28 protein-coding genes are annotated in these 26,850 nt (G+C 73.8%); 6 read left to right on the top strand and 22 right to left on the bottom strand.

Annotation, left to right across the window (positions count from 1 at the left end; genetic code table 11):
- Positions 1 to 27: 27 nt before the first annotated feature.
- Positions 28 to 1,158 (top strand): Vms1/Ankzf1 family peptidyl-tRNA hydrolase, encoded by a 1,131-nt coding sequence (locus tag ACGF5T_RS19310; protein WP_366766317.1) that lies wholly within the window; start codon positions 28 to 30, stop codon positions 1,156 to 1,158.
- A 15-nt stretch (positions 1,159 to 1,173) separates the two neighbouring features.
- On the opposite strand, the gene ACGF5T_RS19305 is transcribed toward ACGF5T_RS19310, so the two are convergent.
- Entirely contained in the window at positions 1,174 to 2,793 is a 1,620-nt protein-coding gene (locus ACGF5T_RS19305) for an ATP-binding cassette domain-containing protein (RefSeq protein WP_356612418.1), read from the bottom strand.
- Between the two features lie 124 nt (positions 2,794 to 2,917).
- On the opposite strand from ACGF5T_RS19305, the gene ACGF5T_RS19300 reads away from it, so the two are divergent.
- Together ACGF5T_RS19300 and ACGF5T_RS19295 are read left to right on the top strand one after the other, a co-directional pair.
- A complete protein-coding gene (locus ACGF5T_RS19300; RefSeq protein ID WP_356612420.1) occupies positions 2,918 to 4,423 on the top strand; it encodes a phosphatase PAP2 family protein in 1,506 nt (501 codons plus the stop codon).
- Between the two features lie 111 nt (positions 4,424 to 4,534).
- The gene (locus ACGF5T_RS19295; protein WP_361009857.1) at positions 4,535 to 5,350 is read left to right on the top strand and encodes a methyltransferase domain-containing protein; all 816 of its coding nucleotides are present in this window, start codon (positions 4,535 to 4,537) and stop codon (positions 5,348 to 5,350) included.
- A gap of 123 nt (positions 5,351 to 5,473) precedes the next feature.
- On the opposite strand, the gene ACGF5T_RS19290 is transcribed toward ACGF5T_RS19295, so the two are convergent.
- From ACGF5T_RS19290 to ACGF5T_RS19230, 13 genes are all read right to left on the bottom strand, one after another.
- A complete protein-coding gene (locus ACGF5T_RS19290) occupies positions 5,474 to 5,767 on the bottom strand; it encodes a gas vesicle protein K (RefSeq protein ID WP_356606958.1) in 294 nt (97 codons plus the stop codon).
- Position 5,768: 1 nt separating this feature from the next.
- On the bottom strand, positions 5,769 to 5,951 hold the full coding sequence (locus tag ACGF5T_RS19285) for a gas vesicle protein (RefSeq protein WP_003972471.1): 183 nt from the start codon (positions 5,949 to 5,951) through the stop codon (positions 5,769 to 5,771).
- The gene (locus ACGF5T_RS19280) at positions 5,948 to 6,727 is read right to left on the bottom strand and encodes a GvpL/GvpF family gas vesicle protein (RefSeq protein ID WP_366766318.1); all 780 of its coding nucleotides are present in this window, start codon (positions 6,725 to 6,727) and stop codon (positions 5,948 to 5,950) included. The genes ACGF5T_RS19285 and ACGF5T_RS19280 overlap by 4 nt, the downstream gene beginning before the upstream one ends.
- The gene (locus ACGF5T_RS19275; protein WP_053139604.1) at positions 6,724 to 7,050 is read right to left on the bottom strand and encodes a gas vesicle protein; all 327 of its coding nucleotides are present in this window, start codon (positions 7,048 to 7,050) and stop codon (positions 6,724 to 6,726) included. The genes ACGF5T_RS19280 and ACGF5T_RS19275 overlap by 4 nt, the downstream gene beginning before the upstream one ends.
- Entirely contained in the window at positions 7,047 to 8,237 is a 1,191-nt protein-coding gene (locus ACGF5T_RS19270) for an SRPBCC family protein (RefSeq protein WP_366766319.1), read from the bottom strand. Before ACGF5T_RS19270 ends, ACGF5T_RS19275 begins: the two co-directional genes overlap by 4 nt.
- Complete coding sequence (locus ACGF5T_RS19265) at positions 8,234 to 8,956, bottom strand: DNA primase (RefSeq protein WP_356606965.1); 723 nt, start codon at positions 8,954 to 8,956, stop codon at positions 8,234 to 8,236. Before ACGF5T_RS19265 ends, ACGF5T_RS19270 begins: the two co-directional genes overlap by 4 nt.
- Positions 8,953 to 9,216: a gas vesicle protein GvpG gene (locus ACGF5T_RS19260; protein ID WP_356606967.1), complete on the bottom strand. Its 264-nt coding sequence runs from the start codon at positions 9,214 to 9,216 to the stop codon at positions 8,953 to 8,955. The genes ACGF5T_RS19265 and ACGF5T_RS19260 overlap by 4 nt, the downstream gene beginning before the upstream one ends.
- Before the next feature lie 4 nt (positions 9,217 to 9,220).
- Positions 9,221 to 9,994 (bottom strand): GvpL/GvpF family gas vesicle protein, encoded by a 774-nt coding sequence (locus tag ACGF5T_RS19255; protein WP_366766320.1) that lies wholly within the window; start codon positions 9,992 to 9,994, stop codon positions 9,221 to 9,223.
- Entirely contained in the window at positions 9,991 to 10,428 is a 438-nt protein-coding gene (locus tag ACGF5T_RS19250; protein ID WP_356606971.1) for a gas vesicle structural protein GvpA, read from the bottom strand. The genes ACGF5T_RS19255 and ACGF5T_RS19250 overlap by 4 nt, the downstream gene beginning before the upstream one ends.
- Before the next feature lie 49 nt (positions 10,429 to 10,477).
- Positions 10,478 to 10,879: a gas vesicle protein gene (locus ACGF5T_RS19245; protein WP_356606973.1), complete on the bottom strand. Its 402-nt coding sequence runs from the start codon at positions 10,877 to 10,879 to the stop codon at positions 10,478 to 10,480.
- 106 nt (positions 10,880 to 10,985) lie between these two features.
- A complete protein-coding gene (gene ligD, locus ACGF5T_RS19240) occupies positions 10,986 to 11,927 on the bottom strand; it encodes a non-homologous end-joining DNA ligase (protein WP_366766321.1) in 942 nt (313 codons plus the stop codon).
- Entirely contained in the window at positions 11,924 to 13,771 is a 1,848-nt protein-coding gene (locus ACGF5T_RS19235) for a transketolase (RefSeq protein WP_366766322.1), read from the bottom strand. Before ACGF5T_RS19235 ends, ligD begins: the two co-directional genes overlap by 4 nt.
- Positions 13,768 to 15,501: an FAD-dependent oxidoreductase gene (locus ACGF5T_RS19230; RefSeq protein WP_366766323.1), complete on the bottom strand. Its 1,734-nt coding sequence runs from the start codon at positions 15,499 to 15,501 to the stop codon at positions 13,768 to 13,770. The genes ACGF5T_RS19235 and ACGF5T_RS19230 overlap by 4 nt, the downstream gene beginning before the upstream one ends.
- A gap of 159 nt (positions 15,502 to 15,660) precedes the next feature.
- On the opposite strand from ACGF5T_RS19230, the gene ACGF5T_RS19225 reads away from it, so the two are divergent.
- Positions 15,661 to 16,623: an LLM class F420-dependent oxidoreductase gene (locus ACGF5T_RS19225; RefSeq protein ID WP_356606981.1), complete on the top strand. Its 963-nt coding sequence runs from the start codon at positions 15,661 to 15,663 to the stop codon at positions 16,621 to 16,623.
- Between the two features lie 69 nt (positions 16,624 to 16,692).
- Here the strand turns inward: ACGF5T_RS19225 and ACGF5T_RS19220 are convergent, their stop codons facing one another.
- Positions 16,693 to 17,127: a phage holin family protein gene (locus tag ACGF5T_RS19220; RefSeq protein ID WP_366766324.1), complete on the bottom strand. Its 435-nt coding sequence runs from the start codon at positions 17,125 to 17,127 to the stop codon at positions 16,693 to 16,695.
- An 81-nt stretch (positions 17,128 to 17,208) separates the two neighbouring features.
- On the opposite strand from ACGF5T_RS19220, the gene ACGF5T_RS19215 reads away from it, so the two are divergent.
- Positions 17,209 to 17,556 (top strand): VOC family protein, encoded by a 348-nt coding sequence (locus ACGF5T_RS19215; RefSeq protein ID WP_053139583.1) that lies wholly within the window; start codon positions 17,209 to 17,211, stop codon positions 17,554 to 17,556.
- Between the two features lie 17 nt (positions 17,557 to 17,573).
- Here the strand turns inward: ACGF5T_RS19215 and ACGF5T_RS19210 are convergent, their stop codons facing one another.
- The gene (locus tag ACGF5T_RS19210; protein WP_366766325.1) at positions 17,574 to 19,553 is read right to left on the bottom strand and encodes a DUF5107 domain-containing protein; all 1,980 of its coding nucleotides are present in this window, start codon (positions 19,551 to 19,553) and stop codon (positions 17,574 to 17,576) included.
- A gap of 162 nt (positions 19,554 to 19,715) precedes the next feature.
- Between ACGF5T_RS19210 and ACGF5T_RS19205 the strand changes: the two genes are divergently transcribed.
- The gene (locus ACGF5T_RS19205) at positions 19,716 to 20,063 is read left to right on the top strand and encodes a DUF6204 family protein (protein WP_356606988.1); all 348 of its coding nucleotides are present in this window, start codon (positions 19,716 to 19,718) and stop codon (positions 20,061 to 20,063) included.
- Here the strand turns inward: ACGF5T_RS19205 and ACGF5T_RS19200 are convergent.
- From ACGF5T_RS19200 to ACGF5T_RS19175, 6 genes are all read right to left on the bottom strand, one after another.
- A complete protein-coding gene (locus tag ACGF5T_RS19200; protein ID WP_356606990.1) occupies positions 20,035 to 20,601 on the bottom strand; it encodes a GNAT family protein in 567 nt (188 codons plus the stop codon). The genes ACGF5T_RS19205 and ACGF5T_RS19200 overlap by 29 nt on opposite strands.
- Positions 20,602 to 20,642: 41 nt before the next feature.
- A complete protein-coding gene (locus ACGF5T_RS19195; RefSeq protein ID WP_366766326.1) occupies positions 20,643 to 21,566 on the bottom strand; it encodes an LD-carboxypeptidase in 924 nt (307 codons plus the stop codon).
- Positions 21,563 to 23,530, bottom strand: coding sequence for a prolyl oligopeptidase family serine peptidase (locus tag ACGF5T_RS19190; protein ID WP_366766327.1), 1,968 nt, complete (start codon positions 23,528 to 23,530; stop codon positions 21,563 to 21,565). The genes ACGF5T_RS19195 and ACGF5T_RS19190 overlap by 4 nt, the downstream gene beginning before the upstream one ends.
- A 49-nt stretch (positions 23,531 to 23,579) precedes the next feature.
- Positions 23,580 to 24,902 carry a M20/M25/M40 family metallo-hydrolase gene (locus ACGF5T_RS19185; RefSeq protein WP_361009829.1) on the bottom strand — a complete coding sequence of 441 codons (1,323 nt, stop codon included), beginning with the start codon at positions 24,900 to 24,902 and terminating at the stop codon, positions 23,580 to 23,582.
- A complete protein-coding gene (locus ACGF5T_RS19180; RefSeq protein WP_356606998.1) occupies positions 24,895 to 25,728 on the bottom strand; it encodes a M55 family metallopeptidase in 834 nt (277 codons plus the stop codon). Before ACGF5T_RS19180 ends, ACGF5T_RS19185 begins: the two co-directional genes overlap by 8 nt.
- Before the next feature lie 263 nt (positions 25,729 to 25,991).
- Positions 25,992 to 26,720 carry a class I SAM-dependent methyltransferase gene (locus ACGF5T_RS19175; protein ID WP_356607000.1) on the bottom strand — a complete coding sequence of 243 codons (729 nt, stop codon included), beginning with the start codon at positions 26,718 to 26,720 and terminating at the stop codon, positions 25,992 to 25,994.
- Between the last annotated feature and the right edge of the window lie 130 nt (positions 26,721 to 26,850).

The raw sequence follows: 26,850 nt of genomic DNA, 5'->3' as shown, positions 1-26,850 counted from the left end.
CCGAGCGGCACCCGGGAGGGCAGCCCCATGGATCTCTCGTTTCTGCACCCCCTCTATGAGCATCAGGGGCATCAGGGGCGCTGGGCGTCCGTGTACGTCGACCTGTCCCGGCACGCGGAGGACACCGCCCACGAGCGGGAGCTGACGGCCGCCGCGGTGGCCCGGGAGCTGTCGGCCCAGGGCGCGGACGAGGCGACCTGCGAGGCGGTGCGGGAGGCCGTGGACGGCCTGCGCCACGCCACCGATCCGCACGGGCGGGCCCTGTTCGCGTGCGGCGGCCGGGTGGTCCTGGATCCGCCGCTGGCCCGGCCCCCGTACGGCGGGACCACCGCCGACTGGGCGCCGCTGCCGCACGTGGCGCCGCTGCTGGACCTGGCCGGCGAGGACCCGGTGTGCGTGGTGGCGTACATCGACCGCAAGGGTGCCGACTTCGAGCTGCGCAGTGCGCTGGGCAGCTCGGACGCGGGCGGCGTGACCGGCCGGAAGTGGCCGGTGCACCGCACGAGCAGCGCCGACTGGTCCGAGCGCCACTTCCAGCTGCGGGTGGAGAACACCTGGGAGCACAACGCGGCGGAGATCGCGGACGCGCTCGCCGTCTGCCAGGAGGAGACGGGCGCCGACCTGATGATCCTGGTGGGCGACGACCGGGAGCGGCGGTCCGTGCACCAGCGGATGCCCGAGCGGCTGCGGGACCGGATCGCCGAGGCCGCCCGCGGCGCCGGGAGCAGGCTGCTGGACGACGAGGTGGAGGGGCTGCGCGTCGACCACGTCCGCTCGCGCGCGCGGGAGGACCTGGAGCGGTTCCTGGCCGCCCGCACACCGGACGGCGAGGGTCGGGCCGGTGCGGCGGAGGGCGTGCCCGCACTGGTGGAGGCGGCCCGTGAGCACCGCATCGACGAACTGCTGATCATCCCCGACGGCCCGGACACCCACCGCGAGGTGTGGGTGGGCGAGGACGCCGACCAGCTCGCGGTGCGCCGTACGGAGCTGAAGACGCTCGGCGAGCAGACCTCCTGGTCGGCCCGCGCGGACGACGCCCTGCTGCGCTCGGCGGTGATGACCGGTGCCCCGGCGATCTCGGTGACACCGGCCCTCCCGTCCGAGGCGGCGGACAAGGCCCCGGTGGGTGGTCTCGGGGCGCTGCTGCGCTGGAGGTGACCGCCCGGGCGGGTGTCAGCGGGCCCGCTCCACGCGCCGTTCGTCCCAGACCGGCTCCGCCGTCTCGCGGACCCGGCCGTCGCTGCCGAAGACCAGGTACCGGTCGAAGGAGCGGGCGAACCAGCGGTCGTGGGTGACGGCGAGGACCGTGCCCTCGAAGCCCTCCAGGCCTTCCTGGAGGGCTTCGGCCGATTCCAGGTCGAGGTTGTCGGTCGGCTCGTCGAGCAGGAGGGCGGTGACGCCCTGGAGTTCCAGCAGCAGGATCTGGAAGCGGGCCTGCTGGCCGCCGGAGAGCCGGTCGAAGGGCTGCTCGGCCTGCTGGGTCAGCTCGTAGCGGCGCAGCCGGGACATGGCCGCGCCCCGGTCCTGGGAGTGCTCGGTCCACAGGATGTCCAGCAGGGGGCGGCCGAGCAGTTCCGGGTGGGCGTGGGTCTGCGCGAAGTGACCGGGCACCACGCGCGCGCCGAGCTTCCAGTTCCCGGTGTGCGCCACCTCGGCGCCGGCGAGCAGCCGCAGGAAGTGCGACTTGCCCGAGCCGTTGGAACCGAGGACGGCGACCCGTTCGCCGTAGAAGACCTCCAGGTCGAAGGGTTTCATCAGGCCGGTGAGTTCCAGCTGCTCGCAGGTGACGGCGCGTACGCCGGTGCGGCCGCCCTTCAGGCGCATCCTGATGTCCTGCTCGCGCGGCGGCTCGGGCGGCGGGCCGGCCTCCTCGAACTTGCGCAGCCGGGTCTGGGCGGCGGCGTAGCGGGAGGCCATCTCGTGGCTCACCGCGGCCGCCTGACGGAGGTTCAGGACCAGCTTCTTGAGCTGTGCGTGCTTCTCGTCCCAGCGGCGGCGCAGTTCCTCGAAGCGGGCGAAGCGCTCGCGCCGGGCCTCGTGGAAGGTGGCGAAGCCCCCGCCGTGCACCCAGGCGTCGGCGCCCGCGGGGCCCGGTTCGAGGGAGATGATCTTCTCGGCGGCGCGGGCGAGCAGCTCCCGGTCGTGGGAGACGAACAGCACCGTCTTGCGGGTCTCGGCGAGCCGCTCCTCCAGCCAGCGCTTGCCGGGCACGTCGAGGTAGTTGTCCGGCTCGTCGAGGAGCAGTACCTCGTCATTGCCGCGCAGCAGGGCCTCCAGCACCAGCCGCTTCTGCTCACCGCCGGAGAGCGTGCTCACCTGCCGCCACTGGGCGCGCTCGTAGGGCACGCCCAGGGCGGCGGTGGTGCAGATGTCCCAGAGGGTCTCCGCCTCGTACCCCTGCGCCTCGGCCCAGTCGGCGAGCGCCTGCGCGTAGCGCATCTGGGCGGCCTCGTCGTCGACCGTCATGATGCCGTGCTCGGCGGCGTCGACGGCGCGCGCAGCCTCGCGGATCCGAGGCGGCGCCACCGACACCAGCAGGTCGCGCACGGTCGTCTCGTCCCGGACGGAGCCCACGAACTGCCGCATCACCCCGAGCCCGCCGCCGACCGTGACGGTCCCGCCGTGCGGCTTCAGCTCGCCCGCCAGCATGCGCAGCAGGGTGGTCTTGCCCGCTCCGTTGGGTCCGACGAGGGCCACGACGGCCCCCTCCCCCACCCGGAACGACGCGTCGCCGAGCAGCGCCCTCCCGTCGGGGAGGTAGTACTCCAGGTGTGCGGCTTCGAGATGGCCCATGGGACCGGATTCTGCGGCTCGCACCGCTCCCGGGGCAAACCCATTTGGCCCGCCGCGGACGCGGGCCCGGCCACGTGGGGCGCGCCACCCGTAGGAAACGCCGCCCGCAGGGTAGGCGGGAGGCATGAGTCCCGACGTAGACCTCACCGCCCTCACGCCCGGCCCGCACCCGGTCCGCAACGGTTTCCTGCGCCTGGACCAGCGTGCGTTCGAGGCCGTGGCCGCCCGTACCTGGCCGGGTGCCGATCCCCTGCTGCCACGGCTGAGCCGCAGCGCCAACCACGGTGTGCTGTGGTTCGCGGCGGCGGCCGCCCTGGCCGCGTCCCGCACGCCGAGGGCCCGTCGCGCCGCCGCCCGGGGCCTCGCCTCGCTGAGCCTGGCCTCGCTGACGATCAACACCCTCGGCAAGCGCTCGGTCCGCCGGGCCCGGCCCGCCCTCGACCCGGTGCCGCTGGTCCGGCAGCTGAAGCGGCAGCCGATCACGACGTCCTTCCCGTCCGGGCACGCCGCGTCGGCCGCCGCGTTCGCGACCGGGGTCGCGCTGGAGTCCCCCGCGTGGGGGGCCGCGGTGGCCCCGGTGGCGGCGGCGGTCGTCCTCTCCCGCGTCTACACCGGCGTCCACTTCCCGAGCGACGTCGTGGCCGGCGCGGCCCTCGGGGTGGGGGCCGCGTTCGCCGTGCGGGGCATGGTGCCCACCCGGGCGCAGCTGACGCCGCCGGCCCGGCCGCGCGCCGAGGTGCCGGCGCTGTCCGGGGGCGAGGGGCTGGTGATGGTGGCCAACATCGGCTCGGGCACCTCGGACCGGGTGCGGGCGCTGTGCGACGCGCTGCCCGAGGCCGAGGTCGTCGAGTGCGAGCCGCAGGACGTGCGGGAGGAGCTGGAGAAGGCGGCGGGCCGGGCCCGGGTGCTGGGTGTGTGCGGCGGCGACGGCACGGTGAACGCGGGGGCCGAGACCGCGCTGCGCCACGGGCTGCCGCTGGCGGTGCTGCCCGGGGGCACGCTGAACCACTTCGCCTACGACCTCGGCGTCGAGGACGTCAAGGACCTCTGCCGGGCGCTGGAGCGGGGCGAGGGCGTGCGGGTGGACGTGGGCCGTTTCGCCTCCGGCGGGCAGCGCGGCGTCTTCCTGAACACCTTCAGCCTCGGCGTCTACCCGGAACTGGTGCGGGAGCGGGAGCGCTGGTCGTCCCGGATCGGTGGCTGGCCGGCCGGTGTGCTCGCGGCCGTACGGGTGCTGCGGGCCGACCGGCACCCCCTGGAGGCCGAGGTGCGGGGCCGCAGGCGTCCGCTGTGGATGCTGTTCGCGGGCAACGGCACGTACCACCGCCGGGGCATCGCCTCGGGCCGCCGGCTCGACCTGGCGGACGGGCAGTTGGACGTGCGAGTCGTGCACGGTGGCCGCCGGCCGGCGCTGCGGCTGCTGTCCGCTGCCCTGGCGGGACCGCTGACCCGCTCCCCCGCGCACGCCGCGGTGCAGGTGGGCCGGCTGCGCCTGTCCGGCGTCGCGCCCGGCACGCTGATGGCGTTCGACGGTGAGCTGACGGAGACGGAGGGCGACCTGACGCTGGAGAAGCTGCCCGAGGCGCTCACGGTGTACCGGCCGCTGCCCGGCCCCGGCCTCCTGTCCTGATCCTCTCCCGGTTTGCTGACGAATCATCAGTCCACATGACGGTACACGTATCTCACCATCCGGCCGAGGGGCGTACGGTGTCCGCACCGTCGGGAGAGCCGGGAGACCACCATGCCGAAGCCTCGGGAGACCGCCGTCTACACGCACGGACACCACGAGTCCGTGCTCCGTTCGCACACCTGGCGCACCGCCGCCAACTCCGCCGCCCACCTGCTCGGCTCGCTCGAACCCCACATGCGGATCCTGGACGTCGGCTGCGGCCCGGGCACCATCACCGCGGACCTCGCCGCCCTGGTCCCGGACGGGCACGTCACCGGCGTGGACCGGGCGCCGGAGATCGTGGAGAGGGCCCGCGCGACGGCCGCCGGGCGCGGGGCGGCCAACACCGACTTCGCGGTGGCCGACGTGCACGCGCTGGACCACCCGGACGACACCTTCTGCGTGGCCCACGCCCACCAGGTGCTCCAGCACGTGGGCGACCCGGTGCGGGCGCTGCGGGAGATGAGGCGGGTCGTGCGGCCGGGCGGGATCGTCGCCGTCCGCGACTCGGACTACGGGGCCATGACGTGGTACCCGGCCTCGCCGGGCATGGACGACTGGCTGGCCCTGTACCGCCGGGTGGCCCGCGCCAACGGCGGTGAGCCGGACGCCGGACGCCGGCTGAAGGCCTGGGCCCTCGAAGCGGGCTTCACCGACATCACCGCGACCTCCTCCACCTGGACCTTCTCCACCCCCGCCGAACGGGAGTGGTGGAGCGGCCTGTGGGCGGAGCGCACCCTGGAGTCGGCGTACGCCGGGCGCGCCGTCGAGGGCGGCCATGCGACGACGGAACGGCTGCGCGCCGTCTCGGCGGCCTGGCGGGAATGGGGAGAGCGGCCGGAAGGCTGGTTCGCCGTGCTGCACGGAGAGATCCTGTGCCGTGTCTGAGCACCTCCGACGCCGGTACGGTCCGGCACCGGCGCGTCCCGCGCCCGACCTCCGCGTCCCGCGCCGACGCGCGGGCCCGGGATTCCCGGGTCCGCGCGTCGGCGGGGCGGCCGCTCGGCCGGATCACTCCCGGGGCAGCAGCGGTCCCAGCGGCCCCAGGTCCAGGTTCAGGTCCTCGGGCCGCAGGCCGTAGCGGTCGCGCAGTTCGGTCATGCGGTCGTCCAGGAGCATCAGGGTGAGCCCGATCCGCTCCTCCTGCTCCTCGCTGAGGTCGCCCTCGTCGACCCGGCGCAGCGCCTGGCGCTCCATGAGCTGACGCAGCAGCTCGACCACGGTCAGCACCAGCTTGATCAGGTCGCGCTCGACCGTGTCGGGTTCCAGGTCGAGGCGCTTGCGGGGCTCGGGATGGTCACTCATGTCAGTCCCCGAACGGTGAGGGGACGTTGCGGTTGACCGAGCTGATCAGCGCGTTGAGGTCGATGCGGACCAGGTCGACGTCGGCGATGCGCAGGGTGACGTCACCGGTGATGACCACGCCGCCGGCGAGCAGCCGGTCGAGCAGGTCCACCAGGGCTATCTCACGGCGTTCGACGACGGTCACGACTCCTCCCCCGGGCTCTCCTCGCCGGCGAAGGAGTAGGCGGCCCACGGCCCCGTGAGTTCCACGCGCAGGCCGGGGACGTCGTCCTTCGTCCGGTCCACCGTCTCCACGAACTCCTCGGAGACGTCGCGCCGCACCAGATAGGCGGCGTTGAGGACGTTGCGTCCGGCGGCACCGGAGAGGCTCGGGTTCTGCGGGGCGTGCAGCCTCGCGTCGTCGGCCCGGCCGGAGAGCGTCTCGTGCAGCCGCGTCGCGAAGCCCTCGGCCCTGGTCCACAGGTCCTCGCTCGCGCGCGTCTGCATGCGCCGCTGCCGGAGGTAGTCCCGGCCCGAGGCGGGCTTCGGGGCGGCTTGTGCCGGTCCCGAGGCCCGCTCCTGATCCGGCTCGACGTAGACCTTGACGCCCCATTCCACGCGCCCTTCGAGCCGGTCCAGCCGGTTCGAGAAGGTCTCCGCCCGCTCCTCCATCATCACGCGCACGCCGCTGTCGTCCCGGAAGACGGTCGCCAGCCGGAGCGGCAGCGGGGTGGTGACGGCGGTGAGCGCGTCGATGACCTGCTGATGGGCACGGGCGGTCCCGGAGAGCCAGTCCAGATCCTCCAGGTGGGCGCGGAGCGCCTCCTCGGAGAAGTCGGCCTCGGGGACGTGGCTCACGACGGCGACGAGGTCGCCGTGGGGCAGCAGGCGGGGCGGATCGCCCGCCACCCCCGTCAGCTGGCTCTGCAGGGCCGCGCCGAAGGGGCGGCAGACGGCGTACACGTACCGCAGTCCGGTCACGGTGCCTCCCTCGGTACGCGGCCCGGGTCCAGCTCGCGCAGGCGTTCGCGCAGTTCGGCGTTCTCCCGGGTGAGTTCGTCGCGCCGGGCGCGCGAGGAGAGGGCGGGGTCGCTCTCCCACCAGTCGATGCCCATTTCCTTGGCCTTGTCCACGGACGCGACGATGAGCCGCAGCTTGATCGTGAGCAGCTCTATGTCGAGCAGGTTGATCCGGATGTCGCCGGCTATGACGACTCCCTTGTCGAGCACCCTCTCCAGGATGTCGGCGAGATTGGCGCTCTGTCCCTGGCCATAGGGGTCGGGCAGTCGGCTGGGTGTGGTCATCGACGACTCCCGCTGTCGGCGTCCTCGTGCTCCTCACGGGACGCGTACTCGTCCTCCCCGGCTTCCTTCTCCTCCTCGTACTCGCCCTCGGGCTCCTCGTACTCGCCCTCCGGTTCCTCGTACTCCTCGTACTCCTCCTCGGGCTCGCCCTCGGACTCCTCCTCCGGCTCCTGCTCGTACTCGGCGTCCGCCTCGCCCTCCTCCTCGGCGTGCGGCTCCTCCTCCTCGCCCTCGTACTCCTCCTCGGGCTCGTCGTCCTCCCGGTCGTCCTCGTGCGCCTCCCCCTCCGGCTCCTCCTGCCCCTCCTGCTCCTCGGCGAGGGCGTCCTCGTGGGTGCGGACGACCTCGCCGTCGCGGATCTCCCCGCGCCAGCCGTCGTCCGCCTCGCCCTTGAGGGTGATGTGGCGGACGTAGTTCTTCAGGTCGAGGCGGGCCCGGCGGCCCTGGGCGCGCCAGATGTTGCCGGTCTTCTCGAACAGGCCCTTGGGGTAGTACTCGATGACCAGGATGACGCGGGTGAGGTTGTCGGCGAGCTGGTGGAAGCTGACGACGCCCTTGGTGGTTCCCTTGGCGCCCTCGGACGTCCAGGAGATCCGGTCGTCCGGCACCTGTTCGGTGGTCTTCGCCTTCCAGCTGCGGTTGGACCAGAAGACCTTCAGCTGCCAGTCGGACGAGGTGTCGTCGGCGCGGTTGGCGCTCTTGACCCCCTTGGCGAAGGTGCTGAAGTCCTGGTACTGGGTCCACTGGTCGTAGGCCGTGCGCAGGGGGACGCCGACATCGACGTACTCGATGATGACGGTCGGCTTCTGACCTCCGCCGCCCTTCTTGCGCCCTCTGCCGCCGGCGAGGTTCTTGAAGGCGCCGACCACGTTGTCCTTCACCTTGCCGGCGCCGACCTCGAACGCGGCCCGCATCGGGCCCTTGCCCTCGGCGAGCTTGCGGCCGCCGTCGAGGGCGAGCTTGGCGAATCCGGGGCTGTTGCCCTCGGCTATGTCGTTCAGCTTGCCGGTGGTCTCGCCGAGCTTGGTGCCGACGCCGGTCAGCAGCCGCGTGACCTGGGCGGCGAGGTACTCCTGCACCTCCGCCTTGAGCCGGTCGGCCGCCTCGCTCTGGGCCACGTCGGCGAGCGGGTTCTTCTTCGCCGCCTTGCCCGCGGTGGAAGCCGCGGAACCGAGGGTGTCGGTCATCGCTCACCACCGCCCTTCGTCTGCCGGGGGCCGGCGCCGCGGGCGGCGTTCCTGGCTCCGGCGGTCTTCTTGCCGACCGCCTTTTTGGCGGGCTGGGCCCGCTTCGCGGCGGCCTTCTTCGCGGGGGCCTTGGCGGCGGTCTTCTTCGCCGGCGCCTTCTTGGCCGCCTTGCGTGCCCCGTCGGGAGCCGCCTTCGCGGCCCGCTCGCCGCGCGGCTCCCGGCGTTCCCGGCCCCGCCCCTCCGGCTCGGGCTCGTCCTCGTGCTCGTCCTCGTGGGTGTCCTCGGGGGACTCGTCCTCACGGTCGTCGTCGTGCTCGTCGCGCTCGTCGTCGTACTCCTCGTACTCCGAGTCCTCCGAGTCCTCGGAGTCGCGGGAGCCGACGCCCGGTGCCTTGGACGCCACGCCGGAGAGCTGGTCGCGCACCTGGGCGGTGCGCCCGTGCAGGCGGTCGGCGAGCGCGTCGATCTGCCGCTCGACCATGGCGCCCGAGGCGGCCTTGCCCACACCCCGCAGGTCGGTGCGCAGCTGGTCCCCGATCTCCTTGAACTGCGGGTTGTTCTGCAGCTGCGTGGAGACCAGCTCCGCGATGCCCTTCGGGGTCAGGTTCATCTTCTTGCCCGCCACCATGGTGCCCACGGCGACCGCGAGTTTCAGCTTCTTCGTACGTCCCAGCAGATAGCCGGCCCCTACCGCGAGGCCGAGTCCCACTCGATTCATGGCGCCGTCCCGTTGCCCAATCCCGCGCTCGTGCGCGTAGCGATCTCCAGCCGGTCCAGAAGTCCGTCCTCCTGACGGTCGAACTCCTCCTCGGTGATCTCGCCGGCCTCCAGCTGCTCTTCCAGCCGGGCAAGTTCGGCGCGGACCGTGGCGGGGTCGTAGTAGATCCGCTCGGCCTCGTTCAGCACCTGTCTGATGGCCCAGGCGCCGCCGCGCGCCGGGGCGAGCGGCAGCAACAGGACCTCCGAGATGAGTCCCACGTCCTCACTCCGTTCCGACATCCATCCCGCCGGCCGCGGTGCCCGCGGGCTCGGCCGGGCCGGGCTCGACGAAGCTGTACGGCGGCAGGGGGCCGTTCACGCGCACCTCCAGGTGCGGCATGTCCTTGCGGGCCCGCTCCACGGCGGCGAGGAACTCCTCGGCCGCGTCCTGCTTCACCAGGTAGGAGACGTTGGCCAGCCACCCGGTGGACTCGGGACCCACGCTCACGGCGTCGGCGACCGGTTCCAGGGCGCGCTCCACCGCGACCGCGTCCTCGGCCTCCTTGCGCTGGACCGCCGCGGCGACCATCTCGCCGAGCTGGATCTTGGTCTCGTAGCTGCCGCCGCCCGACTGCCGGTTGGACTCGACCAGCGCCCGGATCTCCGGGTTGTCGGCCATCACGTGGTGCAGCACGGCCTCTTCGACGTGGTTGGCCTTGACGTTGTACTCGACCCGGCCGTCCAGCGCCGCGAGGCGCTCCGTGTAGTGGTCCGCCCGCTCGGCGAGCACGCCCGTGACCGAGGCGTCGTCCGGGGCGACGCTGCCGAAGCGCATGGGCAGCACGCAGCCGCCCGCGCCCGCCTCGCTGAGCACGTTCTGGTGGGCGAGCAGTTCCCTGCGCTTGGGGCGCAGGCCCTCGGGCGCGTCACTGACGACGGCCGCCAGCTCGCCCGCCTTCAGGATCCGCACCTCGCGCGGCGGCTCACCGACGCCGGCGATGCCCTCGGGGAGCGAGGGGTGCGAACCGGCGGTGATGCCGTAGACGTACGTGCTCACTCCTGCTCCTCCTTACGGCGCGAGGGCGCGGACTTGCGGGCGCGCGGGCGCGAGGTGGTCTCACGCTCGGAGTCGCTGTCGTCGCGGGCCTGCTTGAACGCGTCCGATATGGTCTCGGCGGCGCCGGACAGCGCCCCCTTGGACTTGCCCTTGGCGCCGGACTCGGTGATCGATCCGACCAGGTCGGGCAGGCCCGGGTCCTTGCGCGGCCCGGCCTCCAGGTCGAGCCGGTTGCACGCCTCGGCGAAGCGCAGGTAGGTGTCGACGCTGGCGACGACGACACGGACGTCGATCTTCAGGATCTCGATGCCGACCAGGGAGACGCGCACGAAGGCGTCGATGACGAGTCCCCGGTCCAGAACAAGCTCGAGCACGTCGTAAAGGCCGCTGCTGCCGCCTCCACCGCCGGTCTGTTGTGCCGGTACGACAGTCATGCCAGCAATCCCTCCATCTCGTCTGTGGGTGTGTGTCCGGTCGGACGGCCTAGCGGCCGCCGCGCGTGTCCGCCCGGCCGCGCTCGTAGCGCCGGACGCGCCGGTAACCGGTGAGCTGCCCGTCGGGGTCCAGCTCGACCTGGTAGCTCGCCATCAGGCTCATCGTGTCGGGGACGCGCTCGAGTTCGAGGACCTCGACCTCCAGCGCCCATCCCTCCTCCGTCTGCTCGAAGGACGACACCGACTCGGCGGTCATGCCGGTCAACTCGGCGAGCTGGGCACGCGCCTCGCGCAGGATCTCCATCGGCCGAGGCCTACGGGACTCCTGCTTCTCTTGAGATTTCTGTGAGTTGCGTGAGTTGTCTGACTTCTGTGTCTTCTGTGAGTCCTGTGATTCTTGTGAACTCTGTTGCGAGTCTTGTGATTCGGATGTGTTGTTCGTGTTCGCCATGGCCACCTCCCCTCCCGTGTGGCCGCAAGTGTGTTCGCCAAACCTCCATGGGCGCATGCATGTGCCACGCGCCGACGCAACCGGGCGGTCCGCGCGCCCGGGCCGGTCAGCCGCGCAGGGCGTTCAGCCGCCGTCGGGCGGGACCGAGCGCCCGGGCGCGGCTCATGATCCCCGCCCAGGGCTGGGTGCGGGCCTGGTCGACGGCGTCCGCGATGGTCCAGCGGCGGGCGTGCAGCTCGGGGTCGTCGAGCTGGTCCCAGGAGATGGGCGTGGCGACGGGCGCGCCGGGCCGGGCGCGGACGGTGAGCGGGGCGACCGCGGTCTGCGCGTAGGCGTTGCGCTGGATGTCCAGGTAGAGCCGGTCGCCGCGGTCCTTCTTGCGGGCGGCGGTGGTGAGCCGGTCGGGGTGGGCCGCGGCCAGTACCTCGGCGACGTCCCGCGCGAACTCCCGTACGTCGTCGAAGTCCTGGCGGCCGTCGAGCGGCACGACCGCGTGCAGTCCCCGGGAACCGGTGGTCATGAGGGCCGAGGGCAGCTTCAGTTCGTCGAGGAGTTCGCCCAGCAGCCGGGCGGCCTCCCGGACCGCCGGGAAGTCGTCGCCTGCCGGGTCGAGGTCGAAGACCAGCCGGTCCGGCCGGTCGACCTGTCCGCGCCGGGAGAGCCAGCGGTGCAGGGTGAGGGCGGCCTGGTCGGCCAGGTAGAGGAGGGTGGCGGTGTCGTCGCACACGGTGTGGCGGACGGTGCCGCCCTCCTTGCCGACCTCGACGCGTTCGATCCAGTCCGGATAGTGCTCCGGGGTGTTCTTCTGCATGAACCGCGGTCCGTCGACGCCGTCCGGGTACCGCTCCAGCATCAGCGGCCGGCCCCGCAGGTGGGGCAGGAGGAACGGGGCGGCGGCCCGGTAGTAGTCGACGAGGTCGCCCTTGGTGTACTCCTGTGCCCGTCCGCCGTCCCCGTCGTCGCCCGCGGGGAACAGCACCTTGTCGGGCCGGTGGACCTCCACCGTGTGCCGCCCGGCCCGGACGGTCCGTACGGCGCCACCGCTCACGGGACGATCGCCTGCTCGACGAGCACCCGTACGGCGGCCGCGACGGACTCCGCGTCGATCCCGGCGGCGTGCAGTTCCTCGGCCGGGCTCGCGGAGCCGGGCATCGCCTTGACCGCCAGCCGGACCAGGCGCGGCACGGGCCGCCCGTCGCAGAACGCGTCGAGGACCGCGTCCCCGAGGCCGCCCTCCTGGCGGTGGTCCTCCACGGTCAGCAGACAGCCGGTGTCCTCGGCGGCCCGGCGCAGCGTGTCCCGGTCGACGGGCTTGACGGAGTACAGGTCGATCACGCGGACCCGGATGCCGTCCTGCTCCAGGGCGTCGGCCGCGGCGAGCGCCTCGTGCACGGTGACGCCGGCCGCCACGACGGTGAGCCGGTCGCGGTCGGAGGAGCGCAAGACCTTGCTGCCGCCGACCGGGAACTCCTCGTCGGGGCCGTAGATCACCTTGCTCCCCCCGCGCGAGGTGCGCAGGTAGCGGATGCCCTCCAGCCCGGCCATCCCGGCGACCAGGCGGGCGGTCTGGTTGGCGTCACACGGGTACAGCACGGTCGAGCCGTGGACGGCCCGCATCATCGCCAGGTCCTCCAGGCCCATCTGGCTGGGCCCGTCCTCGCCGATGGCGACGCCCGCGTGGGAGCCGACCAGATTGATGCCGGAGCCGCTGATCGAGGCCATGCGCACGAAGTCGTGGGCGCGGGTCAGGAACGCGGCGAAGGAGGTGGCGAACGGCACCCAGCCGCGGGCCGCCATGCCCACCGCGGTCGCGACCATCTGCTGTTCGGCGATGTAGCACTCGAAGTAGCGCTCGGGGTGCTCCTTGGCGAAGTACTCGGCGCGGGTGGAGTCGCCGACCTCGCCGTCGAGGGCGACGACGTCGCCGCGGGCGGTGCCGAGCGCGGCGAGCGCCTCTCCGAAGGCGTTGCGGGTGGCGACCTCGTCGCCCAGGTCGTAGCGGGGCAGTTCGATCTCCCCGGTGCCCACCGAGTGCAGCGCCCGGGCGGCGGGCGGTTCCTGCACCCGGACCGTGAGGTCGCGCGGGCCGCCGAGTTCGGCGACGGCCTCGTCGGCCTCGGGCAGCGGCTTGCCGTGCTTGCCCTCGCGGTCCTCCACGGCCTGGACGCCCTTGCCCTTGAGGGTGCGGGCGATGATCGCGGTGGGCTGGCCCCTGGTGGACAGTGCCTCGCCGTAGGCGCGGTCGATCGCGTCGACGTCGTGGCCGTCGATCTCGATCGTGTGCCAGTCGAAGGCCCGGAAGCGGCGTGCGTACGCGTCGAGGTCGTGGCCGTGCCGGGTCGGTCCGCGCTGGCCGAGGCGGTTGACGTCGACGATCACGACGAGGTTGTCGAGGCGCTCGTACCCGGCGTGCTCCGCGGCCTCCCAGACGGAGCCCTCGGCCAGCTCGCTGTCGCCGCACAGCACCCACACGCGGTAGTCGGCGCGGTCCAGCCGCTTGCCCGAGAGCGCGATACCGACGCCCACGGGCAGCCCCTGGCCGAGCGACCCCGTGGCCGTCTCGACCCACGGCAGCCGCTGCGGCGTGGGGTGCCCCTCCAGGCGGCTGCCCAGCTTGCGGAAGGTGAGCAGTTCCTCGTCGTCGATGGCGCCGGCCGCCTTGTAGGCGGAGTAGAGGAGGGGCGAGGCGTGCCCCTTGGAGAGGACGAAGCGGTCGTTGCCGGGATGGGCGGGACGCGCGAAGTCGTAGCGGAGATGGTGGGCGAGGAGTACGGCCACCAGGTCCGCGGCGGACATCGACGACGTCGGATGGCCGGAGCCCGCGGCAGCGGACGCCCGTACGCTGTCGACGCGCAACTGCTGTCCGAGGTCGACGAGTTCACCGGTGTTCATGAGTCTCCTTCCACGGCACGGCCGTCGGTTCGCCTGACGGGGCCGGGGGCGATGTCGGGTCCGGCGGGCGGCTGGTCCGCCGGGGGTTCGGGTCCGGGGTCGGGGGGCATGTCGGCGGACCGCACCGGGCCGGGCGCGGCGCCGGCGGGCCGTGGTCCGCCGGGCTCGCCGGAGGCCCGGGCGGTGCCGGGCCTCCGGCCCTTCCGCGGCGGCCCACCGGGCGACCGGCTCCCGCCCGCCTTGCCACCCGGCCGCTGCGCACGGGTCTCACCGCCGGGCTGGTTCCTGGCCGGTTCACCTCCGGGCTGACTCCTGGCCGCCTCACCACCCGACCGGCTCCCGGCCGCCTCACCACCGGCCTGATCGCTCGCGGCCGCGCCCGCCCGCCCGTCCGCTCCGCCGGACTCGGTGCTCCGTGGTTCCGTCCGTCCCGGTACCCGTGCCACCTCCGGCGAGGCCGATTCCAGGGGCACGGACCAGGAGCGCACGAGGCCCAGCTGGACGGCCTGGCGGGGCAGCACCGCGTCCAGCAGCCAGTCCGCGGCGACCCGGACGCGGTTGCCCGGCATCGCCGCGAGGTGGTAGCCGCGGGTGACCGCGCCCGCCGCCGGGCCGGACAGGGGGACACCCAGCGGATTGGCGGCCGCCTTGGCGCCGCCCAGGTCCACCACGAACCCCAGGTCCCGGTGGCGGTAGGCGCGCCGCTCACCGATGCCGAGCGACGCGGCGACGTTCTGGGCGCAGACCTTGCCGTGCCGCCAGGCGTGCTGCGCGGTCATCGGCGTGTACTGACCCGGCCGGTCGAGGTCGGGCACCGCGGCCACGTCGCCGCAGGCGAACAGCTCGGGACGCCCCGGCACCTGGAGGTGGGGGTCCACGAGCAGCCGGCCGCGCTCCATGGGCAGCCCGAGCGACTCCACCAGGGGGTCGGGCCGCACGCCCACGCACCACACGAGGGTGCGGGTGTCGACGCTCGTGCCGTCGGTCAGCAGGACCCCGTCGTGCGTGGCCTCCTTCACGGAGAGGCCCATCCGCACGTCCACGCCCCGCTGCCGCAGCACCCGCTCGGCGGTCCGGGACAGCCGCTCGTCCATCTCGGGCAGCACCCGCGGCGCCACGTCCAGCAGCATCCAGCGGGGCCGCATGCCGGTGCGCATGGGACGCCTGCGCACCTGCGCGTCGGTGTACATCTGGCCGTGCGCGGCGACCTCGGTGCCGGTGTAGCCGGCGCCGACCACGACGAAGGTGCACCGCGCGGCGCACTCCCGGCGGTCCTCGGCCGCGGCGGCCAGCTCCACCTGCCGGGTCACGTGGTCGCGCAGGTACAGCGCCTCCGGCAGCCCGCGGAAGCCGTGGGCGTGCTCGGCGACGCCGGGGATGGGCAGCAGTTTGTTGACGCTGCCCGCGGCGAGCACGAGCCGGTCGAAGGACAGCGTCCCCTCGCCGCCCTCGGGGCCGGTGTAGCGCACGGTGTGCGCGTCGAGGTCGATGTCCTCGGCCTCCCCGAGCACCAGCCGTACGCGCGGCAGCGAGCCCGACAGGGAGACGGTGACCCGGCGCGGTTCCAGGACCCCGGCGGCGACCTGCGGCAGCAGCGGCAGGTAGAGGAAGTAGTCGGTCGGGTTGAGCAGGATGATGTCGGCCTGGTGCCGGGTGAGCCGGGACAGGGTGCGGGCCGTCCGGTACCCGGCGAAGCCGGCGCCGACGATCACGATGCGGGGTCGGCTCACGGTTCGCCTCCGGGCTGTCGCGTACCTCGTGAGCCTTCCGCGTCCCCTAGGCCGTGGCACCCAAACGTCGCCGGGGGCGGCCGCGGCGCCCGGTTTCCCCCCGTGCGCCCGGGTACCCGGCCCGGGACCCACCCGACGCATGTCCCGGAGGCGGCCCCCATGCCCGAGTACGGCTATTTCCTCTCCTGCGAGCAGTACGGTCCCGCGGAACTGATCGAACAGGCCCGCATGGCCGAGCAGGCCGGTTTCCAGGCACTGTGGATCTCGGACCACTACCACCCGTGGAACGGCGAGCAGGGGCAGAGCCCCTTCGTGTGGTCGGTGATCGGCGCGCTGTCGGAGGCGGTGTCGCTGCCCGTCGAGACGGCGGTCACCTGCCCGACCGTGCGCATGCACCCGGCGGTCGTGGCGCAGGCCGCGGCAACGAGCGCCGTGATGTCCGGGGGCCGCTTCCGGCTCGGTGTGGGCACCGGCGAGGCGCTCAACGAGCACATCCTCGGAGACGCCTGGCCCGCCGCACACGTGCGGCTGGAGATGCTGGAGGAGGCCATCCTGATCATGCGCCGGTTGTTCACCGGCGAGGAGGTCAACCACCACGGCACGCACTACACGGTGGAGAACGCCCGGCTGTACACCGTCCCGGACGAGCCCGTCCCGATCGACATCTCCGGCTTCGGCCCGGCGGCGACCAAGCTGGCGGCCCGGGTGGGCGACGGGTACATCACGATGATGCCGGACGCGTCGATGGTGGAGCAGTACCGCAAGGGCGGGGGCGGCGGGAAGCTCGTCAGCGGCGGCACCAAGGTCTGCTACGACACCGACCGGGACGCGGCGGTGCGGACCGTGCACCGGCTGTGGGCCAACGAGTTGCTGCCGGGCGAGCTGGGCCAGGTGCTGCCCTCGCCCGCCCACTTCGAGCAGGCGCAGACCCTGGTCACCGAGGACATGGTCCGGGACAACCGGGTCTGCGGCGACGACGTGGACGAGCACGTCGCGGAGCTGAGGGGGTTCGCCGACGCCGGCTTCGACCGCGTCTACGTCAACCAGATCGGCCCCGACCTGCGCGGCTTCTTCGACTTCTACCGTACGAAGGTGCTGCCGCGGCTCCAGCAGGACACCTGACGGCACGGCACACGACGGCGCCCCCCGGGCTGTCGCCCGGGGGGCGCCGTGCTGTCCGGCCGCGGCCGGTCAGCGTCGGCCGTGCGGGGCGTCGGGGTCGCTGCCGTCCTGGCGCGGTACGGCGGGCGCGACGGGCGGCTTCGGCGGGTACGGCATGCCCGGCCCGCCCGGCGCGTCACCGGCGACCGGACCGTGCCCCGGGGCCCGGGACGTGTGCGGCCGGGCCGCGCTCCGCAGCAGGTAGGCCGCGACGCCCAGCAGCGCGGCCGTGATCAGCGCGGCGGCCCAGCCCGGCAGGCCGATGGCGAGGACCAGGCCCACGGCGAGGGCGAGGGCGGCCCCCGCGTACAGGGCGGCCGCACCGGAGGCGGCGTACAGCGTGGCCTTGCGGCGCTGCTTGCGCGTCTGTTCGCGCAGTTCGTCGCGCACGGTCTCGCGTGCCACCTGCGCCAGTTCGTCGACCAGGTGCTTGTCCAGGTGTTCCAAGTGATCCATGCGGTCCATACGGTGCGGGTACCCGCGAGGGCGGCTTCCATGGGCCGGACCCCGGGCACGACCCCGGCGTCCCCAACTAGGCTCGTCCGCATGGACATTCTGGGAGCCACCCTGCGCATCTACGTCGACGACCTGGAGAAGGCGATCCCCTTCTACGAGGGTCTGGCCGGCGGCCCGGCCCTTCGTTTCGAACGCGGCGGCGTCCAAGTCGCCGCGGTCGGCTGCTTCCTGCTGATGAGCGGACCCGAGTCCCAGCTCGAGGTGTTGCGCAAGGTGGCCGCGACGATCGCCGTGGCGGACGTCGAGGAGACCCACCGCGTCCTGACCTCGCTGGGCGCGGACGTCATCGCGGGGCCGGTCCCGACGCCGGCCGGCCGCAACCTGATCGCCCGGCATCCGGACGGGGCGATCTACGAGTACGTGGACCGGCGGGCGTAGGGTCCGGGCCGGACGGGTCACTCCCCGTCCGGCCGCATCCGGAAGTCGTGCCGGGCGGGGAGGGGTTCGTCGCCGAGCCGCGCCCACAGGCGGCCGACGACCTCGTCGCCCTCCCTCAGGTCGGCGACCTCGAAGCCCTCGTCGAAGACGGCCCGTGCCTCCTCGGGCCGGCCCTCGGCGACCAGCAGCGCCGCCTCGATCAGCCGGAACCGGCCCCGGGCCCGCGTCGCTGGACGCAGCCGCTCCCACACCGCGCGGGCGTCCGCCGTGCGTCCGACGGCGAGCAGCGCCTCGATCGCCTCGCGGCCGAGCGCGGCGGTGACGGCCGCCGGGCCGTCGTCACCCCCGGGGTCACCGCCGGTGCCCGCCTCGTCCCGCGGCTGTGCGCAGAGGTCGTCGAAGGCGGCGGCGTACCGGTCGGCGGCCCGCTCGTGGTGGCCGTCCTCCCGGTCGGCGACGGCGAGGCAGCGCAGCAGCGGCCAGCCCGCGTCGGCGTTCTTCAGGCCCCGTTCCCAACTGCGCACCGCCTGCGCCCGGTCGCCGCCGTGCCACTGGGCGACGCCGAGGTGGTACTCGGCGACGGGGGTGGCGGCCGTGGTCTCCAGCATGTCCCGCCAGGGCCGGGCGACCAGCGTGCCCCCGGGCGGCTCGTGGCGTCCCTGTTCGGGCAGCGCCCCCGCGCGCAGCAGCTCCAGCCAGGGCCGCTGCTCCTCTCCCAGGGTGCTCTCGGCGAAGGGCGTGCCGGGCAGCTTCCAGCCCGCGCGCAGCACTTCGAGGGCGCCCCAGCCCGACCCGGCGGCGAGGCTCTCGCCGGGCTCGGCGTCGGCGTACGGCTGCCAGGCGGCGTACGCCGCCTCGACGTCGGCGCGCGGCAAGGCCGCCTCCAAGCGGTCCTCGGCGCCGCGCAGTACGGCGTGCCACTCGCCCTCGGCGGGCGCGTCGAGCGGCCCGTACGCCTCCAGCCAGGACACCTCGCTCTCCGCCTCCAGCCGGACGTGCTCCAGCTGTGTGCGGGCGAGTCCGGCCTGGATCTCGCAGTAGCCGCCGGTGCCGGGTTCGGTGAGCCACTCCTGCCAGCGCCGTCCGCCGGGCCCCGTGCCCCACACGAAGAGCTTGCGGCCGCGCAGCACGTCGGTCGAGGTCTGGATCAGCCCGTGGCCCTCCTCGTCGAGCGCGGCGATCCAGCGGCGCCGGTCCTGCGGCACCTCGTAGAACCAGTCGGCGGGGTAGGTGCTGTTGCGCGGGTAGGTCCGGTCGACCCCGTCGTGGACCGGCACGGGCACCCGGCGCAGCCGCCGCTCGTAGCCGAAGAGCCACGCCTCGTCGGCCGGGGCGAGGACGCGCCGGTCCTCGGGGACGGCGATGTTGGACCACCAGTACGTCGCCACCGGACGCTCGTGCGGGTTGCGGATGCGGGCGCCGACGTACAGGAAGTCCGAGCCCTCCGGCAGCCACAGGTCGACCTGGAAGGGCAGGTCGCGCAGCCGCTCCCACTCCCACAGGCGCAGCATCTCCCCGCCGTCGGGGGCGGGCACGCGGGCTGCGTGCACGGGCGAGCAGGAGAGGCCGGTGTGTCCGGTGGCGCCGATGTTCCATTCGATGCCACCGGAGTACCAGGCACCGTTGAGGGCGAAGTTGGCGGGCTGGAACACGGGGTTGGTGTAGAGGAGTTCGCGGCCGGTCGGCTTGTGGTGGAGGGAGGCGACGCGGCCGCCGAGGCCGGGCAGGACGGTGGCCCGCAGCCGGTCGTTCTCGATGACGAGGGCGTCGAACTCCCGGTCCTGGCGCAGCCGGTCGTAGCCGTCCCGGACCCTCAGGGGCAGCAGGCTGCGCAGCGGCTCGTGGTCGACCTGGCGGGCCATGTCGCGGGGCAGGCCCGCCCGGTCGCGTTCGTCGATGCGGTGGGCCTCGTCCAGGGGGCGCAGCGGCGGCAGGGGGTTGTCCGGTCCCAGCGGCGCGGCGGGCAGGGTCAGTACCTCGCGTCGGATCGTCGTCACGCTTCCCCATGGAAGCCGCTCGGCGCCGCCGTGAACAGGGGCTTCGCAGGGGGCGTCGGCGCGACGTCGCTCACGTTTAATTCCCTGGGCGCCGGGCCGGGCGCGGCGTAGGGTCGGGCGGTCGGCGCGGTGACGCGGGAACGGCACGTCGAGGAGCGGCACGTGAGTGAGCAGCACACCTACCGGGTGATCGTCCGGGGCACCTGGGAGGGACTGACCGAGCAGGCCCGTGACCGGCTGATCGCCGAGGCCGCGGACCACTCCATGGCGAGCATGCGGTTCACCGAGGAGGGCTCCCTGTCGTACGAGCCCGCGCCGCTGAAGCACTTCTCGATGCGCTACGTGGTGGTCTCGGACGCGGCGGACGGCGAGGAGATGGCGGGCGCGATCGCCGAGGACCGGGCCGAGGGCACGCTGCGCGGGCTCGGCTACGGGTTCCGGGACCTGCGGTCGACGGTGACGGACCTGGACACGATGAAGATCAACCGGAAGTCACGGTCTCGGCGGTGACCGCCCAGCGCTGATGGTCCCGCCAGGCCCCGTCGACGAAGAGCATCCTCGGCGAGAAGCCCTCCAGGTGGAAGCCGCAGGCGCGGGCCAGCGCGATCGAGGCCGCGTTGCCCGGCTGCACGTTGATCTCCAGCCGGTGCAGCCGCATCGGCCCGAAGGCGTACCGCACGACGAGGTCCAGTCCCTCCCGCATCAGCCCGCGCCCCGCCGCGTGCGCGAAGGCGCCGTAGCCGAGCGCGCCGCTGAGGAAGCTGCCCTGGACGATGTTGTTGATGTTGACGAATCCCGCGAGGGAGCCGCCGCCGGCCGGGCCGGTGCCCTTCTCGCACACCAGGAACCCCGCTCTGGTCCGGTCCTCGATGAGCCGGGACGCGTAGGCCCGGTACGCCTGGGCGCTGTCCGGCGGGAAGAGCCACGGGTGGTGCAGGTCCTTGCTCTCCCGCGCCCGGGCGGTGAACTCTGCGCCGTCCTCGTACGTGTAGTGCCGTATGCCCACGCGAGGGCCCTCGGCGAGGTGGCGGGGTGCGGTGTGCGGCATCCCGCCAGCCTACGACGCCGTGCCGCCCCGCGCGGGGCGGGTCAGACCAGGGCCGGCCGGTCCAGCGTGAGGGTCGCGGCGTCGGTGTCGAGTTCCGCCGTCACGCCGAACGGGACGGTCAGCGCTCCCTCGCAGTGGCCGAAGCCGAAGTCCTCGACGACCGGCACGCCCAGGCCGCCGAGCCGGTCGGCCAGCATCGGCCGCAGCCGCGCGTAGGGCTCGCAGTCCTGCCAGGACCCGAGCAGCACCCCGGCGACGCCGTCGAGCCAGCCGGCGCGCAGCAGCTGGGTGAGGTAGCGGTCCAGCCGGTAGGTCTCCTCCCCCACGTCCTCCAGGCACAGCAGCCCGCCGCGGGCGGAGGGACGGGCGTGCGCGGTGCCCAGTTCGGCGGCGAGCAGGCACAGGCAGCCGCCGAGGGTGACGCCCCGCGCCCGGCCGGGCACCAGCGGCGTGCCGCCCGAGGCGATGACGCGCACGGTCTCCGGGGCGAACAGGGTGGCCTTCAGGTGCTCCTGCGCCCGGGCGTTCTTCAGGAAGTCGATGCCCGCGGCCATCGGCCCGTGCAGCGTGACCAGGCCCAGCCGGGCGGCGAACGCCTCGTGCAGGGCGGTGATGTCGCTGAAGCCGACGAACACCTTGGGCCCGGCCGCGCGCATCGCCGCCCAGTCGAGCAGGTCGGTCATGCGCTGGACGCCGTAGCCGCCGCGGGCGCACAGCACCGCGTCCACGGACGGGTCGCACCAGGCGGCCTGGAGGTCGGCGGCCCGGTCGGCGTCGGTGCCCGCGAGGTAGTCGAAGGTGCCGTGCCGGTCGAGGACGTGCGGGGCCACGACCGGGTCGAGGTCCCAGGCACGCAGTACGTCCAGGCCCGCCTGGAGCCGTTCCTCGGGCACGGGCCCGCTGGGCGCGACGACGGCCACCCGGGCGCCGGGGGCGAGCCGCGCCGGCCGGGTCAGTTCCCTCACGTGGTCAGCTCCAGCGTCGGGACGTCCCCCGGTGTCAGGCCGAAGACCTGCGCGTAGAGGGACAGCTCGGCCTCCAGGGCGCGCACCATGGTGTCCGCCCGGCGGAATCCGTGTCCCTCGCCCTCGAAGGCGAGGTAGGCGTGCGGCACCCCTCGGCCCGCGATCCGGGCGAGGAAGCGCTCGCACTGGACGGGCGGGCAGATCACGTCGTCCAGCCCCTGGAGCAGCAGGAACGGCGCGGTGACGCGGTCGGCGTGCTCGGCGGGGGACCGTTCGGCGTACCGGTCCGGGACCTCGGCGTAGGGGCCGATGAGGCTCTCCAGGTACCGGGACTCGAAGTCGTGGGTCTCCCCCGTCCCCCAGCCGGTCAGGTCGAGGATGGGGTAGATGACCGTGCCGCAGGCGTAGACGTCGGTCGTGGCGAGGGAGGCGGCGGCCGTCCAGCCGCCCGCGCTGCCGCCGCGCACGGCGAGCCGCTCCCGGTCGGCGGTGCCCTCGTCGGCGAGGGCGAGGGCGACGGCGGCGCAGTCCTCGACGTCGACCACGCCCCACTGCTCGCGCAGCCGGTTGCGGTACTCCCGGCCGTGCCCGGTGGAGCCGCCGTAGTTGACCTCCACGACCCCGATGCCGCGCGAGGTGAAGTAGGCGATCTCCAGGTCCAGCACCAGGGGCGCCCGGCTGGTGGGTCCGCCGTGCGCCCACACCACGTACGGCGGCAGCTCGCCGTCGGGGGCCCGGCAGCCGGGGTGGTGGGGCGGGTAGAGGTGGGCGTGGATCTCGCGCCCGGCGGGTCCGGTGAAGGTGCGGGCCCGCGGCTCGGGGTAGTGGGCCGGGTCGACGGCGTCGTCGTGGGGCGCGCCGATCACCCGGGCGCGGCCGGTACGGGTGTCCAGCTCGACCACCTCGTAGGAGGTGCGCGGGCTCGCGCCGACGGCGACGATCCGTTCACCGTGCGCGGCGAGGGTGGCCGCGAACTCGGTCCAGGGACCGGCCGCGTCGACGACCTCGCCGGTCGCGGGGTCGAGTATGCCGAGCGTGGTGGCGCCCCGGCCGTGCACGACGGCGACGAGACCGCTGTCCAGTGGGGTGAACCAGCGCTGTCCGAGCTTCCACAGCGGGCCGCCGAACTCCTCCTCGCGGGCGCACAGCGGCTGCCCGTCGCGGTAGAGGTTCCACCAGCCGGTGCGGTCGGAGGCGTACAGCAGGGTGCCGTCGGGCGCCCAGTCCGCCTGGGCGATCGACTCCTCGGGCCCGCCGGCGACGGTCCGGCCGTCCCGGAGGAGGCCGTCGTCGCCGACCTCGGCGACGATCAGCTCGGTGCCGTCCCAGGGCATGCGCGGATGGTCCCAGGCGAGCCAGGCCGCGCGCCGTCCGTCGGGCGAGAGGCGGGGGCCGGTGACGAAGCGGTGCCGGGCAACGGTGAGTTCGCGGACCGCGCCCCGGTCGTCGGCCGCCGAGCCGTCCAGCGGCACCGCCACCGGGACCCGGCGCACGTCGGTGGGCGCGTCGCCGGTGAACTCCTCCAGCACGCACCACACCTCGCCGCGCTCCGGCCGTAGTTCGGGTTCGACCCAGCGCAGTCCGCCGCCCACCGTCGAGACGGGGGTCAGGGGGCGGGGTTCGCCGCCGCCCGGCTCGTAGGTGTACAGGCGTTGGTCGGCGAAGTGCACGAAGACCAGCAGCGGCCCGGCGTCGCCCGGGTGCGCGGCCCAGGGCCGGCCGCCGTACTCGATGACGCGGCTGCGCACGTTCCACGGCGCGGGCAGGACCGACTCCTCGGTACCGTCGAGGCGCCGCCGCACCAACGTGCGCCGACCGCCCTCGGCGGGCCGGGGCGCGGTCCACCACACCTCGTCGCCGACGAAACCCACGTCGTCGGGCCGTCCGTCGTGCGCGGCGGCCAGGGCCGCGTCGACGGGCGAGGGCCACGATCCGTACGCCAGTGTCTGCACCGACTGCCCCACTTCTCCTCCAGCTTCGTTTCCGGGCCGTGCGCCCGGGGAGCGCGCGCTCCTAGGCGGTGCGCAGGAACCGGTCGAGGACGCGGACTCCGAAGTGCAGCGCCTCGACGGGGACACGTTCGTCCACGCCGTGGAAGAGCGCCTGGTAGTCGAAGCCCTCGGGCAGCTTCAGCGGCGCGAAACCGTAGCCGGTGATGCCGAGCCGCGAGAACTGCTTGGCGTCCGTGCCGCCCGACATGCAGTACGGCACCACGTGCCCCTCGGGGGCGAACTCCTCGACGGCGGCGCGCATCCCGGCGTACGTGGGTGAGTCCACCGGCGCCTGGAGGGCGACCTCGCGGTGGACGAACTCCCAGTCCACGTCCGGTCCGGTGAGCCGGTCGAGGGTGCTGCGGAACTCGTCCTCGTGACCGTGCAGGAAGCGCCCGTCGACCTGGGCGACGGCCTCGCCGGGGATGACGTTGACCTTGTAACCGGCGTCCAGCATGGTCGGGTTGCTGCTGTTGCGGACGGTCGCCTCGACCAGCTTGGCGGCGGGTCCGAGCTTGTCCAGCAGGGCGTCGACGTCGTCGAGGCCGGTCTCGATGCCGTAGACGGCGGCGAGTTCGGTCAGGGCCGCCCGCACGGTCGGGGTGAGGCGCAGCGGCCACTCGTGGTCGCCGATGCGGGTGACCGCCGCGGCGAGGCGCGTGACCGCGTTCTCCCGGTTCACCTTGGAGCCGTGGCCGGCCCGTCCGCGGGCGGTGAGCTTCAGCCAGCCCGTCCCGCGCTCACCCGCGGCGATGGGGTAGAACTGGCGGCCGGCGCCGTCGTGGAAGGTGAACGCCCCGGACTCGCTGACGCCCTCGGTGCAGCCCTCGAACAGCGCGGCGTGGCGGTCGGCGAGGAAGCCGGAGCCGTCCTCGGCGCTGGCCTCCTCGTCCGCGGTGAACGCGATGACGACGTCCCGCCGGGGCCGTACGCCCTGCCGGGCCCAGTCGCGGACGACGGCCAGGATCATCGCGTCCATGTTCTTCATGTCGACGGCGCCGCGCCCCCAGACGACCCCGTCGCGGACCTCCCCGGAGAAGGGGTGCACGCTCCAGTCGGCGGCCTCGGCGGGCACCACGTCCAGGTGGCCGTGGACGAGCAGCGCGTCGGCCGACGGGTCGGTGCCCTCGATGCGGGCCACGACGTTGGTCCGGCCCTCGGTCCGCTCCAGCAGCGTAGGCTCGATGCCGGCCTCGGCGAGCCGCGCGGCGGCGTACTCGGCGGCCGGGCGCTCCCGGCAGTCGCCGCCGCCCCGGTTGGTCGTGTCGATCCGGATCAGCTCGGAGGTGAACCGGACGACCTCGTCCAGTGCCTCGGCGCCGGTGTGCCGGGTCTGCTCAGCCATACTGCTCCTCCACGGCGGCGGAGGCGATCGTGGTGACCGCCTTGAACGTACGGATCGCGTCGAACATGGTGTCGTGGGTGTACGCCACCTTCCGCTCCCCGATCCGGGCCACGCCCGGCACCACCGTCGAGGCAGCGGCCAGGTGCTCGGCGTCGAACTCCACCGCGACCGTGAACGGTCCGCCGCTCACCGGCTCGTGGCGCACCGCGAGAGCCGCCGCCTCCTTCGCCGCCGCCCGGATGTCGGCGGCGGTCCTGGCCGGTGTGCGGCACACCGCCGCGTACCGCGACACATGGTCCTTGACGGCGACCTTCAGCGCCCCGGGCGCGTAGCCGAGCGCGTCCTCGCAGGCCACGTCGTCCCCGGTGACCAGGATCACCGGCACCCCGTACTCGGCGACGACGTGCGCGTTGAGCAGCCCCTCGCTGGCCCGTACGTCGTTCAGCCAGACGCCGGTGATCTGGTTGGCGAGGTAGGTGTGCGCGAGGACGCCCTCCATGCCGGCGCCCGCGTGGTAACCGATGAAGGCGATGCCGTCCACGTCCCCGTGCTGCACGCCCTCCACCATGGAGAGGGCCTTGTGCCGGCCGGTGAGCATCTGGGTCCGCTCGTCGAGCTGCTCCAGAAGCAGGTTGCGCATGGTCCAGTGGGCCTCGTTGACGAGCACCTCGTCGGCGCCGCCGTCCAGGAAGCCCAGCACGGCGGCGTTCACGTCCGAGGTGAACATCGACCGGCACCGCTCCCACTGCGGCGTCCCCGGCAGCACGTCGGCCGGCCAGGTGACACCGGTGGCGCCCTCCATGTCGGCGCTGATGAGGATCTTCATGGGGCGTCACGTTACGCGCCCAGGCGGAGGGCGGCTACGAAGGAGCGGGAAACGGCCTCCACCGGCCGGGCCGGGTCAGCGGGAACCCGCCCTCGGCCCCCTCGACAGCGAGTTCCCGCACGTCGGCCAGAACGGGCTCCGGGGGGCCGGCGTCCAGGTCGGGAGCCGACGGGACGCCCTCCCCCGGTCTCGCCGCGGGCCGTCTCCGGCAGGGAGCCGGCGGAGTGGGACGGAACTCGTGCGTCATCGCCGGGCAGGCTGCGTCACCCCGTGCCCGGGCCCGCCACCACCCACGTCGACGGCAGCTCGATCCTGGTGCCGTCCGGTGTGTACTCCGTGGTGTACAGCGGGAGTTCGCCACTGGCCAGGACGGTCAGCCCGGCCGCGCGAAGGTGCTGCGGCACCGCCTCGTCGGGGGCGGCGCCGGGGGTCAGCCCGTGCCGCAGGACGGGGGCCAGCTTGGCCGGCGGGCCCTCGGGGTCCTGGGCCAGCGCCGCGAGGACCGTCCGGGCGGCCTGGGCGGGCTCCACCAGGAAGGCGCGCCCGCGGGTACCGAGGAGTACGGCGAGGGCGTCGGCCAGCGGCTGCCGGTCGTCGGGCTCGCACTGGTGCAGGACGCCCCGCACATAGACGTTGGCGTCGCCCAGCTCCGCGTGCAGCGTCTGCGCCTCGGCCTTGTCGGCGGCGTCCAGCTGCCGGTAGGCGGCCCGCCCGGCGGGGTCGAAGCGGCGGGCGTGGTCGAGGGCGGCGGCGCTCAGGTCGGCGCCGACGACGTGCGGGAAGCGGTCGGCGAAGAAGCGCGTCTGGGTGCCGTTGCCGCAGCCGAGGTCGATCAGCGGCAGTGCGGGGTCGACCAGGTGCGGCTCGAAGTGGGCCAGGTGGCGGCCGGAGGTCAGCATCGGCTCCGCGTCCCAGAACACCGCTCCCTGTCCCTCGGGCGCCTCGCTCCAGAAGCTCTCCCAGGCGTCCCGGTACCGGCTCGTCACGCTCATGCCCGTCTCCCCAGGTGCGACGACGTACAGCCCGTCGAAGGCGACGGACCCGTACGGTGTACCGCGCCCGGTGCACCGCCACAAGCGCCCGGCGCATTCCTTCACCGGACGTGCGAACGGCGCGCGCCCC

It is taken from the genome of Streptomyces sp. NPDC047853 (genome assembly GCF_043204535.1).
Lineage (GTDB): Bacteria > Actinomycetota > Actinomycetes > Streptomycetales > Streptomycetaceae > Streptomyces.
Note: the sequence above shows the minus strand (reverse complement) of the source record. Positions and strands in the feature narration are given on the sequence as shown.